At 59.7% G+C, this 13889-nt stretch carries 12 protein-coding genes; 5 read left to right on the top strand and 7 right to left on the bottom strand.

Going from position 1 to position 13889, the window contains the following annotated elements:
• Positions 1-20: 20 nt before the first annotated feature.
• Together nosP and nahK are read left to right on the top strand one after the other, a co-directional pair.
• Positions 21-1223 carry a nitric oxide-sensing protein NosP gene (gene nosP / locus EA797_RS15035; protein ID WP_122166617.1) on the top strand — a complete coding sequence of 401 codons (1203 nt, stop codon included), beginning with the start codon at positions 21-23 and terminating at the stop codon, positions 1221-1223.
• Entirely contained in the window at positions 1141-3789 is a 2649-nt protein-coding gene (gene nahK / locus EA797_RS15030) for a hybrid sensor histidine kinase/response regulator NahK/ErcS' (protein WP_244214128.1), read from the top strand. Before nosP ends, nahK begins: the two co-directional genes overlap by 83 nt.
• Before the next feature lie 952 nt (positions 3790-4741).
• Here the strand turns inward: nahK and EA797_RS15025 are convergent.
• The 6 genes from EA797_RS15025 to EA797_RS15000 all read right to left on the bottom strand — a co-directional run bounded on the left by EA797_RS15025 (position 4742) and on the right by EA797_RS15000 (position 9972).
• A complete protein-coding gene (locus EA797_RS15025; protein WP_122166615.1) occupies positions 4742-5407 on the bottom strand; it encodes a response regulator transcription factor in 666 nt (221 codons plus the stop codon).
• Positions 5408-5717: 310 nt separating this feature from the next.
• Positions 5718-6509, bottom strand: coding sequence for an ABC transporter permease (locus EA797_RS15020; protein ID WP_122166613.1), 792 nt, complete (start codon positions 6507-6509; stop codon positions 5718-5720).
• Between the two features lie 61 nt (positions 6510-6570).
• Positions 6571-7299, bottom strand: coding sequence for an ABC transporter ATP-binding protein (locus tag EA797_RS15015; RefSeq protein WP_122166611.1), 729 nt, complete (start codon positions 7297-7299; stop codon positions 6571-6573).
• Positions 7296-8267, bottom strand: coding sequence for a YVTN family beta-propeller repeat protein (locus tag EA797_RS15010; RefSeq protein ID WP_122166609.1), 972 nt, complete (start codon positions 8265-8267; stop codon positions 7296-7298). Before EA797_RS15010 ends, EA797_RS15015 begins: the two co-directional genes overlap by 4 nt.
• On the bottom strand, positions 8267-8785 hold the full coding sequence (locus tag EA797_RS15005; RefSeq protein ID WP_122166607.1) for a tetratricopeptide repeat protein: 519 nt from the start codon (positions 8783-8785) through the stop codon (positions 8267-8269). Before EA797_RS15005 ends, EA797_RS15010 begins: the two co-directional genes overlap by 1 nt.
• On the bottom strand, positions 8785-9972 hold the full coding sequence (locus EA797_RS15000) for an ABC transporter substrate-binding protein (RefSeq protein WP_122166605.1): 1188 nt from the start codon (positions 9970-9972) through the stop codon (positions 8785-8787). The genes EA797_RS15005 and EA797_RS15000 overlap by 1 nt, the downstream gene beginning before the upstream one ends.
• A gap of 154 nt (positions 9973-10126) precedes the next feature.
• On the opposite strand from EA797_RS15000, the gene EA797_RS14995 reads away from it, so the two are divergent.
• Together EA797_RS14995 and EA797_RS14990 are read left to right on the top strand one after the other, a co-directional pair.
• A complete protein-coding gene (locus EA797_RS14995) occupies positions 10127-10564 on the top strand; it encodes a cupredoxin domain-containing protein (RefSeq protein WP_122166603.1) in 438 nt (145 codons plus the stop codon).
• A gap of 98 nt (positions 10565-10662) precedes the next feature.
• The gene (locus EA797_RS14990; protein WP_122166601.1) at positions 10663-10980 is read left to right on the top strand and encodes an EthD family reductase; all 318 of its coding nucleotides are present in this window, start codon (positions 10663-10665) and stop codon (positions 10978-10980) included.
• On the opposite strand, the gene EA797_RS14985 is transcribed toward EA797_RS14990, so the two are convergent.
• Positions 10974-12635, bottom strand: coding sequence for a histidine kinase N-terminal 7TM domain-containing diguanylate cyclase (locus EA797_RS14985; protein WP_122166599.1), 1662 nt, complete (start codon positions 12633-12635; stop codon positions 10974-10976). The two genes, EA797_RS14990 and EA797_RS14985, sit on opposite strands and share 7 nt — an antisense overlap.
• 177 nt (positions 12636-12812) lie before the next feature.
• Between EA797_RS14985 and EA797_RS14980 the strand changes: the two genes are divergently transcribed.
• Positions 12813-13823 carry a potassium channel family protein gene (locus tag EA797_RS14980; RefSeq protein WP_122166597.1) on the top strand — a complete coding sequence of 337 codons (1011 nt, stop codon included), beginning with the start codon at positions 12813-12815 and terminating at the stop codon, positions 13821-13823.
• Positions 13824-13889: the final 66 nt, after the last annotated feature.

Here is a 13889-nt window from a genome sequence, read left to right as displayed (position 1 = left end):
ACCCAATGCCCTGACCAAGAATGGGGTCATACGATTACGGTGTGGGGTTGGGCGTGGAGCAAGAATCGGTAGTACGCACAGCAATGTCCGAAGCCCGGAACGTCGAAACGGTCGCCCAGGATCTGGCTCGCCAGCTTATTCATCCGCATTTGGGTTTCGTGCTGTTCTTCTGCTCTGCCGAGTACGACCTGCCTGCTCTTGGTGATGCACTGCAACAGTATTTCGGAGGCGTGCCCATGGTCGGTTGCACCTCGGCCGGGGAGATCACATCCCAAGGCTACGGGCGCAGCTGCGTGACCGCGGTGGGCTTCGATCATCGCAGCTTCTCCATCGCGTGCGAACTCATCGACGAAATGGACCGCTTCAGCCTCATCGATGCGCAGCAGTTGGTCGAGAGGCTGGGAAGCGCCTGCCGCAGCAATTCCCTGGCGCCTATCAAAGATCACAGCTTTGCGCTGACCTTGCTCGATGGCTTGTCCAGTCGCGAGGAAATCGTGCTGTCGGCGCTCAGCGCCGCGTTTGGCAGCATTCCGCATTTCGGCGGTTCGGCTGGTGATGACAATCATCTGACCGACACCCACGTCTACTTCGATGGCAAATTCCACAGCGGCGCTGCCGTGGTCGTGTTGGTAAACACATGGCTGGATTTCGAGGTGTTCACCACGCACCACATCCTGCCGCGGAGCGAAAAGCTGGTAGTGACGCGGGCGGACAGCCATGCCCGCCGTGTCTATGAACTCAACGCCGAACCGGCAGCGGAGGAGTACGCCCGGCTGGTCGGGGTCGAGGTCGGCGATCTCGATCACCGACTGTTTGCCGCGCATCCGCTTGCGGTGCGGATCAATGAGCACTACTACGTGCGCTCCATCCAGAAGGTCAATGAAGATCTCAGCTTGACGTTCTACTGTGCGGTGGAAAACGGCATCGTGCTGACCGCGATGCGGCCCGGGCCACTGATGCCCAATCTCGAAGCGCTATTCGAGCGCCTTGAACAGCGCCTCGGTTCGCCGTTGCTGACCATTGGCTGCGATTGCTTCCTGCGACGCCTCGAAATAGACGGCCATGGCTCAGCCGACGACGTTTCGGGCTTCCTTAAACGCCAGCAGGTGATCGGTTTCAACACCTATGGAGAGCAGTTCAATGGCATGCATATCAACCAGACCTTCACCGGTGTCGCCATCGGCCGACCGGGAGGGCGGCCTGGAGAAAAGAGTGCTCGCTGAACCGCTGGACCGAGAGGCTGAGCTCGAACGCGAGAACCACAAGCTGCGGCGCATCAATGCCGCGCTGATCGAACGTATCGAGTCCAGCGGCACTGGACGCGATGCGTCTTACGCCGCGTTCCAGCACTCCGTCGAATTGGCCGAGCAGGTCCGAGAACGCACCGATGCCTTGAACCAGGCGATGGCCGAGCTAAAGGCCAGTAACCGGCTGCTCAGCGACGCGCGGCTGCGGGCGGAAACCGCGCATCAACATCTGGTGGATGCCATCGAAAGCATCTCCGACGCCTTCGTGCTGTTCGACAAGGACCAGCGCATCGTTCTGTTCAACAAGCGTTTCAAGTCGCTTTGGAGCCGAACTCGTGCGCGCATCAACAGCGGCACACGGCTGTCGGAGCTCAAGCGATTGGCCGAAAGCAGCGGGCTGATCGCCGAAGAGCACCGAGGCAAGGCCAATGAGCCCACTTTGTACCGTCTGCACAATGGGCGTTGGGTACAGGTAAGCGAACGGCCGACCCGGGAGGGTGGGCTGGTGATGCTTTACACCGATATCACGGAGGTGAAGATCAGCGAGACCATGCGCCGCGAACAGGCTCTGGCGCAGAAGTCGCGACTCTTGCAACGCGCCGTGGACAACCTGTCTCAAGGGGTGGCCATGGTCAGTGCAGACGGTAGCCTGGAGTTGTGGAATGGCCGCTTTCTCGAACTCTGCGGGCTCGCGCCCATCGAGGCACACCGACCCTTCGAGGAGGTAATGGCAGATAGCGAACTGATGCTTTTGACCCCACAAACCCATGCCCCCAACGGACAACTGTTGAATGAGATGGAGCAGCACCTGTTCGATGGCCGCACTTTGGAAATTCGCACGCATCCATTACCTACCGGCGGGTTCGTCAACACGTTCACCGATATCACAGAGCGTTACCGTCATGCCGAAGCGTTGCGCGAAAGCGAGCGATGGATCCGCCTTATCACCGACCACGTGCCGGCACTGATCGCCTACGTTTCTGCGGACCTAACGTACGAATTCACCAACAAGGTCTACGAGGAATGGTATCGCTGGCCCAGTGACGGAATGCTCGGCCAATCGCTGCGCGACCTTCATAGCGGCGATCATTGGCACCAGCTTGAGCCTTACATCGACCGAGCGCTGTCCGGTGAGAGCGTCAGCTTCGAAATGGCCGAGCACAACCATTCCGGGCAGCAGCGTTACATGCTGCGCTCCTACGTGCCGAATCGGCTGGCAAGCGGTGAAGTTGTGGGTATCTTCGTCCTTATCCAGGACATCACTGACCGCCGCCGTACCGCAGAAGCGCTGCACCAGGCTTACCAGAACCTTGAGCAGCGGGTACGCGAGCGTACCGCGGAGCTGACCAGCCTCAATGATCAGCTACTGTGCGAGATCGATGAGCGTGCCCATGCCGAAGCGCGTCTACGGGAGGCCAAACGTGAGGCCGAACTGGCGAACCTCTCCAAGACCAAGTTCCTGGCGGCCGTGAGCCACGATTTGTTGCAGCCACTCAACGCCGCGCGGCTTTTCACCAGTGCGCTGCTTGAGCAGCCCACGGCGTCCAGCGGCGGGTTGATCCGCAACATCAGCAACTCCCTGGAAGACGTCGAGAACCTGCTCGGTACCTTGGTCGACATTTCCAAGCTCGATGCCGGGGTGATCAAGCCTGATATCGCCCCCTTCGCTGTCAGCGAACTACTGGAAAACCTGGCGGTGGAGTTTCGCCAGCTAGCTGGCAGCGAGCAGCTGCAGTTGGACTTCGTGCCTTGTTCGGCATTGGTCCGTAGCGACATTCAGTTACTGGCGCGGATCCTGCGCAACCTGCTGACCAATGCCATCCGCTATACACCGCATGGCCGTGTGATGCTGGGATGCCGCCGCCGTCGGCAGAGCTTATCCATCGAGGTCTGGGATACCGGCGTCGGCATTCCTGAAGACAAGCTCGAGGAAATCTTCCATGAGTTCAAACGAGGCGAGGTCGTGCGGCCGCAGCAGGATCGTGGCCTCGGCTTGGGCCTGGCGATCGTTGAAAAGATTGCGCGCATCCTTGGCCACCGAATTCAGGTCCGATCCGTGCCTGGCCGAGGGTCCATGTTTGCCGTCGAAGTGCCGTTGGCCAAGCGTGCGCCCAAGACGGCGGTTGAGCCCGCTACGACGGATCTGCTGCTCGAGCGTCTCAAAGGGGCGAGGGTATGGGTGCTCGATAACGACACCGCGATCTGCGCGGGGATGCGCACGCTGCTCGAAGGGTGGGGCTGCCAGGTCGTCACCGCGCTATCCGAGCAGGACCTGGCCGGGCAGGTGGACAACTTCCATGCCGACGCAGATCTCATCATCGCCGATTACCATCTGGATAACGGATGCAATGGTGTCGACGTGGTCGAGACGGTCAACGCCCGTCGCGCGAGCCCGCTGCCCGCATTGATGATCACCGCCAATTACAGCAATGAGCTGAAGCAACAGGTCCGGGAGCTGGGCCATATGCTGATGCACAAGCCCGTTCGCCCAATGAAATTGAAAACCGCGATGTGCCACATGATGCAGCATGGGCATTCCTAGAGCTGCGTCAGGCTTTATCGGGCGAGCTTTTGCCGTCAGCGATTTTTCTCAACCGTTCGGCGCGAGCTCTCTCGCGATCCGCTGCAAACTGCGTGCACCGGTGATCGCCAGCAAGCTGGCTCCTACAGCATGAGGGGGGATTTCGAGGCGTCGAACCTGATCCAGACCTGCCGTACTGCTTAAGAGACTGATTCAGTCGGCGCGCTTTTCGTAGGAGCAAGCTTGCTCGCGATCAGGTGCCACGCGGAAGCCGTCGTGATCGGCAGCAAGCTGGCTCCTACAGGACGAGGGGGATTTCGAGGCGTCGAACCTGGTCCAGACCTGCCGTATGGCTTAAGAGACTGATTCAGTCGGCGTGCTTTTCGTAGGAGCGAGCTTGCTCGCGATCAGGTGCCACGCGGAAGCCGTCGTGATCGGCAGCAAGCTGGCTCTTACAGGAAGAAGGGGGATTTCGAGGCGTCGAACCTGGTCCAGACCTGCCGTATGGCTTAAGAGACTGATTCAGTCGGCGTGCTTTTCGTAGGAGCAAGCTTGCTCGCGATCAGGTGCCACGCGGAAGCCGTCGTGATCGGCAGCAAGCTGGCTCCTACAGGACGAGGGGGATTTCGAGGCGTCGAACCTGGTCCAGACCTGCCGTATGGCTTAAGAGACTGATTCAGTCGGCGTGCTTTTCGTAGGAGCGAGCTTGCTCGCGATCAGGTGCCACGCGGAAGCCGTCGTGATCGGCAGCAAGCTGGCTCTTACAGGACGAGGGGGGATTTCGAGGCGTCGAACCTGGTCCAGACCTGCCGTATGGCTTAAGAGACTGATTCAGTAGGCGTGCTTTTCGTAGGAGCGAGCTTGCTCGCGATCAGGTGCCACGCGGAAGCCGTCGTGATCGCCAGCAAACCGGCTGCTACAAGGGGTTCATGGCACGTTTGGCTCATACCACGGCTGCGTGGGTGAAGGGTTATTACCTGCGCAAATACGCGGTGAAGTCGATGTCGCCAGCCGAAAGGATCGCCTGCACGCGGTTGTGCACGTTGAGCTTGCGAAGGATCGCTGAAACGTGGGCTTTCACAGTGGTCTCAGCGATGTCGAGGTTGTACGCGATCTGCTTGTTGGATTCGCCCTTGGTCATGCGCTCCAGGACCAACAGCTGCTTGCGCGTCAATGCCTGCAACAGTTCTGGCGGAATGCTCTGCTCATTGTTCTGCGAGCGTCGGGTGGTTGGTTTCTGGCTACGGATGATGTCCGATGGCAGATAGACGTTGCCATTGAGGATCTGCTCGATCGCTTCTGTCATCTGGGCGCGGGGCGACGATTTGGTGATGAAGCCGCAGGCGCCGTAGGTGATGGCTTGCAGCACCACTTGCTTATCCTGCTCGGCTGACACTATCACCACGGGAATGGTCGGCGCTTCGTTGCGCAGGTTGATCAGGCCGTTGAGCCCATGCATGCCAGGCATGTTTAGATCGAGCAGGACCAGATCCAGGTCATCGTTTTCAAGCGTCATTGCCAGTGCGCTGTCGAGGTCGGCGGTCTCCAGTATCTCGCTACCCGGGAAGCCGTCCTGAATGACGTTATGGATGGCTTCACGAAAAAGCGGGTGGTCATCAGCGATCAGTATCTTGTACACGGCCGGTCACCTCGTTGTTGTGATTATGGTGGGGTAGATCGGAGCGGAAGCCTTTGCATTTACTGCGCCTGAAGGCGGTGAGGCGCGGTTACCGCCAACGGCCAGGACGCTCGATCAGGCCCGGCAATCGTAAGCGGGTGAATGTCGGTCGAGCAGCCCCGTCGTTCTCCATATACGACATTGGCGCATCGACTCGGCAGGTCCGTCATGTCCGGCTTCAGAGTACATCCGTCGGCCTCATTACAGGGCAAAGCGCCGAAGTTTGAAATCCTACGATGGACAGGAAAACCAGTACCAAAGTAGTAGATCTTCAGGTCGCTCTGCGCAGGGCCGCGTGTTGCGGGTTGAAGCTCCATACAGCCAGCAAGCTGAACGCGAGTGTCAGGCCAATGCATACGATCAGCGCCAGTGGGTCGAGGCGCTCGTACAGCGCATATCGCACCAGCTCTACCGCGTAAGTAAAAGGGTTGAGCGAACAGATCCAGAACAGCCATTCGTTGGCTTCGCGCATTTTCCAAAGCGGGTACAGCGCTGACGAAAGAAAGAACATCGGGAAGATGACGAAATTCATGACGCCAGCGAAGTTTTCCAGCTGACGGATACCGTTCGAGAGCAATAACCCCAGCGCGCTGAGCAACAGGGCAACCAGCAGCAGCGCGGGCAGGGCGCTGAGCAGCCCCGCAGCAGGCGGCTGCACGCCGTAGAGCCAGGCAATCAGCAGGAAAGCATAAACCTGAAGCAGCGAGATCAGTGCCGTTGCCAGCAGCTTGCTTGCCAGCAGAAAGCTGCGTGGCAGTGGGCTGGTGAGCAGGACCCGCATGCTGCCCATCTCCCGGTCGTAGACCATCGACAGCGAACCCTGCATGCCGTTGAACAGCAGGATCATGCATGCCAGCCCGGGGACGATGTAGGTTTCGTAGGTAATGTATGTTTCGTATGGCTCGATGATCGCGATGCCGAGCGCTGCACGAAAGCCCGCCGCGAACACCACCAGCCACAGCAACGGCCGCACCAAAGCGCTTAAGAAGCGCGAACGCTGCTGCACGAACCGCAGCCATTCACGGGAGACGATCGCTCGCAGACATTCCCAGTAGGCATTCATGGCATCGGCTCCTGAACTGAGCGCGCAGTAGGGCTGGCCGCAAGCTGGGCATGTACGCCCATCAGACCGGCACCGGATTGCGCGTGAGTCGCGCGAACGTCTGCTGAAGGTTGCCATTGACCCCCGATAGTGTGTCAGCGCGACCCTGCGCCACCAGCGCGCCGCGGTTGAGGATAATCAGGTTGTCGGCGGCGTGGACCTCATCGAGCAGATGCGTCGTCCAGAGCACGCTTGTACCCTGGTCCTGGCAAAGCGCTCGCACGTGCTCGTTCAACCCCTGGCGGCTGGCAGGATCAAGCCCGGCACTGGCTTCGTCGAGCAGCAGCAAGCTTGGTTTGTGGAGCAGCGCACGGGCAATTTCCACGCGCCGACGATGACCGCCGTTGAGTTCGCGGACCTTGCTCTTGCGACGGTCCTGCAACTGTTGGCGCTGCAATTCCAGTTCGATGCGGTCATTGGCCACCCTGCGCGGCATGCCGTGCAAAGCCGCGTGGTAGCGCAGGTTCTGCTCGACGCTGAGATCAAGGTCCAGCGTGCTCTGCTGAAACACGACGCCCAGCCGACGCAGCGCCTCGCGTGGCTGGCTGCGCAGGCTGAAACCGGCAATCCGGATGTCACCCTGGCGCAGGTCATAATGCCGCGTAAGCAACGCTATCAGGGTCGATTTACCGGCGCCGTTAGGGCCGAGCAGGGCTGTGAAGGAGCCTGTCCCGGTGTTGAACGTGACGTCCTGAAGCGCCTCGCGAGCGCCATATGCGAAGCTCACGTGCTCGACCTGTAACGCGGTCATGGCGCGACCACTACGCCCCAAGGATAGCGGCCGACCTTGATCGACTTCACCACCTTGAGCGATTTCACATCGATTACCGAAACATCCCCGCTGACACCGTTGGTGGTCAGCAGCAGACTCTCGTCGAGATTGAATGCCATGTGCCAGACACGGCGGCCTACCAGCAGGTAGTCCAGAACCTCATAGGACTGGGCATCGACCACGGCGATATGATTGGCCGGACCGAGGGCGACGAATGCGTATTTGCCATCGGAGCTGAGCTTGATGCCCACCGGCTGGACCTTGTCCGGATGCACGCCCTTGATCTTGAAGTTCAGTGTCTTGATGATCTGGCGCTGGCCAACATCGACGACGCTCACGGTTCCGCCGATTTCCGAGGAAGCCCAGAGCAACTTGCTGTCGTTCGTGAATTCCACATGCCGAGGACGTTGGTCGACCAGTGTGTTGTCCACCAGCTCGTTGGTGCTGGTATCGATCCAATGCAGCATGTTGGTGGTTTCGCTGGTGTTCACGGCCCATTTGCCGTCAGGGCTAACGCCCATGCCTTCCGGCTCGACGCCGACATCGATCTGCGCAATCACCTTTTCTTCGTCGACATCCACAACAGTGACCAGCGCATCGTCCTCGTTGGAGATGTAGAGCCATTTGTTGTTCGGGTGGAGGGCGAACTGCTCGGGGTCCGCGCCGGATGGCAGCTGCTTGATGATCCTGCGTGTCGCCAGGTCCATAACCTGAACCGTGTCCGAGTCACTGGCGCATATGTAGAGCAGCTTGTTGTCGTGGGAAAGGGTGAGCCCGCGCGGACGCTGGCCGACCTCCAGGGTCTCGACGGTTTCCAGTGTGGTCAGGTCGATCACGCTGATGGTGTCGTCCTTCTCGTTGGAGACATAGGCGGTTGCTGCCAATGCCGAAGCGCTGGCGCAGGTGAGCGTGAAACCGATAGAAACAGCGAGAAGGGTTCGGGTCATCACGGGGCTCTCTTGTTGTTGTAGTCAGTTGGCGGTTTGGTTTCAGCTGAAAGATCCATGCGCATCAGGTATTCGTCCGCCTCGGATTGGCCGCCTTCGGACGCTCGGAGCAGCCAACGTCGAGCGGTCTGCCAGTCCTTTTTCACGCCTCGCCCCTCGGCTAAAGCCGTGCCCCAGTGATAGCGGGCCAGGCTCACGTAGCTGGTGTCGTCGGGCTGGTTGGCGCCGCGCTCCATGAGCGCCGCGGCTTTGTTAAGGTCCACCGGCACGCCAGAGCCGGATTCGTGCATCTGGGCCAGCCAGATCATCAAATACACGTCATTCCAACGTGCGATGCAGTCCTCGAATATCTGCCTGGCTGCGTCGAAATTTCCGGTCTTGGCGGTTACGTAGCCGTACATGCATTTGATGCGCTTCGCGCTGTCGATATAGGCGTCATAGCCAAGCTCGCTGGCACTCGTGACTGGCGCAGCCAAGGCCAGGGCGAACCCGTAGGCGGAGCGGAGGATGAAGGTCATCAGGTTGAATCGCTCAGCCGACAACTGCTTTCGGGGCGGTCGAAGCCCAGTGTGTCCAGTTCACTGGTGGGGTGCAGAAATCCGTCCTGTGGTGAATTGCTCACCAACCCCCGTGGATGCACCAACGGGATGGGCTGTCGAAGTTGGCCATTCCAGGGCCTGAACGTGAGCTTGCGACCCTTGAACCCGTCCACCGGCAATGTCTCGCTGAGTGAAAGCCGGCGGATTGCTCGAGCGTCCGTGATGCCAAGTTTGGTGATTGCCGTCGCGAGGCTGCGCACACCGATCCAGGCAGCAAAGTCGCGGTCGTTCATCCAGCGATTGGCATGAGTCTCGAAGCGCTTCTGAAGCTGTGCGGCGCCGTATGTTTCCACCGTCTTATGCCAGCCGGTTGGCGTGAGCCCCTGAGTACCAACTACCGGGCGCGGCAGCCACGTGTGGTAGGGCACGTATTCACCGAAGTCGCCGCGCTCATCGGCGACAACGACAACATCGTAATCAGCCGCCTGGGTGAATACGGGCATCTCTGCCTGAGCGCTGCGCCGCTGATCGTTATCGAAGGACCATGGCTTCTCTTCGATGATCCGGTGCCCGAACCGCTTGGCGGCTCGCTTGATCGCGACGGCATAGGCCTGATCGCCCTCAGTCGGTCCGCTGATCAGCAGCCAGCGGTTCCATCGGCGAGCCGCGAGGAATTGGCCTAGAGCGTCTGCCAGCATGCTGCGGCTAGGGAGTGTATGCAGCACGTTAGCCAGGCAACTCGCTGTCCTCAACTCGTCGTTGGCACTGCCGGCATTGATCAGCAGACTGTCGGGCATCGCCTCGGAGAGCTGCTGCAGGGTTGCGTCGGGCGCGTTGACGACGAATAGTCGCAGCCCGTCGGCATGCAGCTCTCGAGCGGCCTTGAGCATTTGTTCTTCCGTGTCAGCTGTGTGGCTCTGCAAGCTATATCGATGGTTCAGGAAGCGCCCTGTGGAGTTGCTGTCTGCGATTGCCAGCTCAGCGCCCCGCAGCCCGGCGTCCTCGGGCTCTGGTATGACGTTTGAGAGTAGCGGGCCTGGGTCCGGTCGAAAACCGAGGTAAGCAATCTTCACCTCCAGTACTGGAGCGCTTGGTGCTGCGCTCGCCTGAGCCATGCAGGCGGCGATGGCGACTAGACAAACCGCTCTCAGGCAGGAAGTGAACATGGGTGACTCCTATGGCGTTGCGGCCAGCATAGGAACCCTGTCGTTGCGGTGAAATATGCAGAAAGTACCAGGCACTGTGTACCAAGGTAGTAATTCGGCCTTGATTGATGGCCCATAGCATGCAGGCGTCCATAACAAGAATGAGTGAACGCCCATGCCGCTCTTCAAAGCCCTGACCCTCAATCTTCTGCTGCTCGGCAGCCTCATTGGCTTCGATCAGGTGTTCGCCGCTGGCGACCTGACCCTGCGCACTCAGGCGCTACCCGACCTCAAATTCGGATCCGAAGAAACGGATTACGCGGTGTCGCAGAAAGAGTACGAACTGGAAACCGGCGTTGCTTATCAGCTCAAGGTCATCAGCGATGGGCAGAAGGAATGTGCTTTCCAGGCACCGGAGTTTTCGCGCTCGATCTTCCTGCGCAAGGTTGAGGCCGGCGGCGTCGAGATCAAGGCGATTACCCTCGTAGAGTTGGAGTTCGAAGAGGCGGGCGAGGCGGAGATCTTCTTCCTACCAATCAAGCCAGGCCGTTACCCGTTCTACTGCAGTGGGTTGCAGAACAAAGGCATGGAAGGAAGGTTCGTGGTCAAGTAGGCACCGGCCACCGCTGGGCCAGGCAGCGTGATACCGTTCGTTGCTCGGGCTTGCAGCACCGGCAGGCTACCCCACGAATTCATGAGGATATGAGTCGCATGATCAAAGTCAGTGTGATGTACCCCAATACACCCGGCGCTCGGTTCGATCACGACTACTACCGTGACACGCATATGCCGTTGCTCAAGGAGCGTATGGGCGATGCATGCCTGTATTACACAATCGACAAGGCGATCTCGGGCGGGGTGCCTGAGACTCCCGCACCTTATATCGCCATGTGCCACATCTTCAGTGAGTCGCTGGAAGCCTTTCAGGCTGGAATCGCACCACATGCTGAAGAAATCGTTGCCGATATCGCCAACTACACCGATCTAAGCCCAGTACGACAGATCAGCGAGGTCGTGGTAGGTCACTGAGCACCCTGGGTCTCAAGGCTGGCGGCAACGCAGTTTCGGCCATCGCGCTTGGCTCGGTAGAGCTGGGCATCTGCCTGCTGCATCAGCCCGCTCAGGTCAGTGGCGTGCGGCGGATAAAGCGCCAGCCCGACCGACATGGTCAACCTCAACGGGCCGGCGCGCGTCTGTATCTCCAGTTCGGCGAACTGGCTGCACAGACGCTTGAGCTTTTCCAATGCTTCGCGCCCTCGTGTGCGAGGCAGCACCACAAGAAATTCCTCACCGCCTACCCGAAATACCGCATCCGTTGTTCGTAAACCTTCCAACAGGAATGTGGCCACGCCTTTGAGTGCATCGTCGCCGGCACCGTGGCCATGGGTGTCGTTCAGTTGCTTGAAGTGATCGAGGTCGAGCATCGCCAGGGCGATCGGCGTTGCGTCACGCTGGGCTCGCGCCAGCTCCAGCGTAAAGAATTCGTCCAGATAACGCCGGTTGAACAGACCAGTGAGAGGGTCACGCAGTGCCTGGCTCTGCAGGGTATCGAGCAGGGCAGAGATGGTTTCCAGCTGCTGTTTGCTCAGTGCCAGCGACTCGGCAAGCCGCTGCTGGCTGTGCTGGTATTCGGTCACGTCTCGAAGGTAGAGCATTCGGCCCAGCAACAAGGTGCCGTCTCGTTCTGCCTTGTTAATTTCACGCGCCCGAACTTCGAAATGCTGCCCGCGAGCTTCGAGATTCAGCACCTGCGATTCCTCCGCTAGCGTTTCCTTCACCAACAGGTCGTCCAGCGCCTCCCCGATCAACGGCCAGTCCGCCAGCGCCCGGCCTTGCCAGTTGCGGTCCAGGCCTGCCAGCCGCAGGGCTGCGGGGTTCGCTTCGATAACACGGCGCTGCGGATCGACCACCAGCACCGGATCGATCAAGGCGTCGAGCAGTAGATGGCGCGCCACGGGTAACAGATCGAACAGGCGCATGCCGGTGATCAGCCAGCCAAAACCCGTCAACGTGATCGCAAAGCTGAACGGCGTCGGGTCGAAGCCAAACAGCATCCAGCCGAAGGCGACATAGCTGATGTTGGCTACCCAGGGGACTGTCGTAAGGACCAGAAAGATCAGGAACTGTCGACGGTGGACGCCCTTGCTGGCCAACGCTGCGCGCACCGTGATGCCGATACAGAACAGCATGAATGGATAGCCGTAGGCGGCAGCGACAAAGAACAGCCATTGATGCTGATAAACGATGGGCGCGCCGACTTCGGCGCTGATCGGCGCGCTGCCCTGACCATAGAACTGCCAGTGCCACGGATTGGTGATCGCCAGCAGCCAGAACAGGCATGGGATACCCATCAGGCCGACTATTGTCATGGGCTTGATCGGTGAGTGAATGCTGTTGATGTATTGCCAGAGGAAGATCGCCCAGAAGGTCGGCACCGCCAGGATTGCGGGCCAGGCCATTCCCGCCCAGAACATCTTGCAGCTTTGCTGATGAAAGCTCATTTCAAGCGCTGCCGCCGCAAGCCACCAGAGTATGGCTACATGCATCAGCCGGAATGCACCGCTGCCAGCGAAGCGCTGGCGCAGGCCGATCCAGCGCGCCAGCACCGTTACCCCCAAACCAACCAACAGCGTCAAAAGCACCGGCGCTGAGAAACTCCAACCTGAACTTGCACAGGCGAACATCGGGCCATCCTTTGGCGAAACGATAAGCTTGGGGTGCGCATAATTTGAGCGGCGACGATACCCGAATGTGATGGGGTCCGCATCAGCGTAACGGCTGACTCAAACGCTTATCTGAACTTCATGGGTTCGGTGCGCTTCATAACTGATTAACGTTCAGATAGAGGCGAAGCAGGCCGTATGGCATTTCTGATTCTGGGGATCGTGCTTTTTCTTGCGACGGTGCTCGATGTAACCAAGACAACGCTGTCGACTCGCGGCGGGGGCACGCTGACCAATGGGGTGTCACGACTGGTATGGCGCTGCTTTTTTCAGGCGGCTGGCCGGCGAGGGGAGTCGAGGCTGCTCGAGTATGCAGGGCAGTGCGTGTTGGTTTCTGTCCTGCTGCTCTGGATTGGCTGCCTGTGGCTGAGCCTGTTTCTGATGTTTGCCTCCCATCCAGGCTCGGTGCAGGATGGGACGACGAAAGTCGCCGCCGATCTCTGGGAGACATTCTATTACGCGGGATTCACGCTCTCTACATTGGGTGTTGGCGATTACTCGGCCGCTGGGGATGGCTGGCGGGTACTGACCAGCGCCGCGGCTTTTTGCGGGCTTACGCTGATCACCGCGGCCATCACTTACATCGTTCCGGTACTGTCGGCGGTCAGCTTGCAAAATCAGCTCAGCCTGTTGATCAGCAGCATGGGGCGCACGCCGCAGGAGATTCTAGTCAACAGCTGGAACGGTTCGGACTTTTCATCCTTTTATGACAGCGCCACCGACATCAGGCAGATGCTCGTGGAACACACCCTCAATCATCACGCCTATCCGGTGATCCGCTGCTTTCACAACAGCCGGGCGGAGAAGAATATCGTCCCGGCCATCGCTAATCTCGCCGAAGTCTTGCGTCTGCTCGACTGCGTGGGCTCCCAGGTGCCGCAGGACCGCCTCAAGCGCCGCATGCTCGGAGAAGCGCTGGAGCAGCACCTCGAGATGCAGCGCTCCAACTATCTAGGGGGCATCACGTCGCAACCCGAGCCGGTAGAGCCAGACATGACGTCAGTCACGGATGCCGACATACCGCTTGATCGAATAGCCGAACGTCAGGGCAGGGCGGACGAACGACACGCCTTGCTGCATGCCCTGCTCGGCGCAGATGGCTGGCAGTGGCAGCATGTTTATGGTCATCAGTCCGAGCGATCAGCCTGATCGCTCGTACCCGACCCCGATTACCAATCTGCGCAGAGCGCCACACCACAGTGCCAGCTTGCGCTG

The sequence above is a fragment of the Stutzerimonas zhaodongensis genome (genome assembly GCF_003696365.1).
In the GTDB taxonomy this organism is placed as follows: Bacteria; Pseudomonadota; Gammaproteobacteria; order Pseudomonadales; family Pseudomonadaceae; genus Stutzerimonas; species Stutzerimonas zhaodongensis.
The sequence above is the reverse complement of the archived record's forward strand: the minus strand, read 5'-3'. Positions and strand labels throughout refer to the sequence as shown.

Bases quoted from the DNA above. Each gene is read 5' to 3' on its own strand.
- nosP (WP_122166617.1), top strand. From the start codon at position 21: ATGGGGTCATACGATTACGGTGTGGGGTTGGGCGTGGAGCAAGAATCG.
- nahK (WP_244214128.1), top strand. From the start codon at position 1,141: ATGGCATGCATATCAACCAGACCTTCACCGGTGTCGCCATCGGCCGAC.
- EA797_RS15020 (WP_122166613.1), bottom strand. From the start codon at position 6,509: ATGAATGCCTACTGGGAATGTCTGCGAGCGATCGTCTCCCGTGAATGG.
- EA797_RS15015 (WP_122166611.1), bottom strand. From the start codon at position 7,299: ATGACCGCGTTACAGGTCGAGCACGTGAGCTTCGCATATGGCGCTCGC.
- EA797_RS15010 (WP_122166609.1), bottom strand. From the start codon at position 8,267: ATGACCCGAACCCTTCTCGCTGTTTCTATCGGTTTCACGCTCACCTGC.
- EA797_RS15005 (WP_122166607.1), bottom strand. From the start codon at position 8,785: ATGACCTTCATCCTCCGCTCCGCCTACGGGTTCGCCCTGGCCTTGGCT.
- EA797_RS15000 (WP_122166605.1), bottom strand. From the start codon at position 9,972: ATGTTCACTTCCTGCCTGAGAGCGGTTTGTCTAGTCGCCATCGCCGCC.
- EA797_RS14995 (WP_122166603.1), top strand. From the start codon at position 10,127: ATGCCGCTCTTCAAAGCCCTGACCCTCAATCTTCTGCTGCTCGGCAGC.
- EA797_RS14990 (WP_122166601.1), top strand. From the start codon at position 10,663: ATGATCAAAGTCAGTGTGATGTACCCCAATACACCCGGCGCTCGGTTC.
- EA797_RS14985 (WP_122166599.1), bottom strand. From the start codon at position 12,635: ATGTTCGCCTGTGCAAGTTCAGGTTGGAGTTTCTCAGCGCCGGTGCTT.
- EA797_RS14980 (WP_122166597.1), top strand. From the start codon at position 12,813: ATGGCATTTCTGATTCTGGGGATCGTGCTTTTTCTTGCGACGGTGCTC.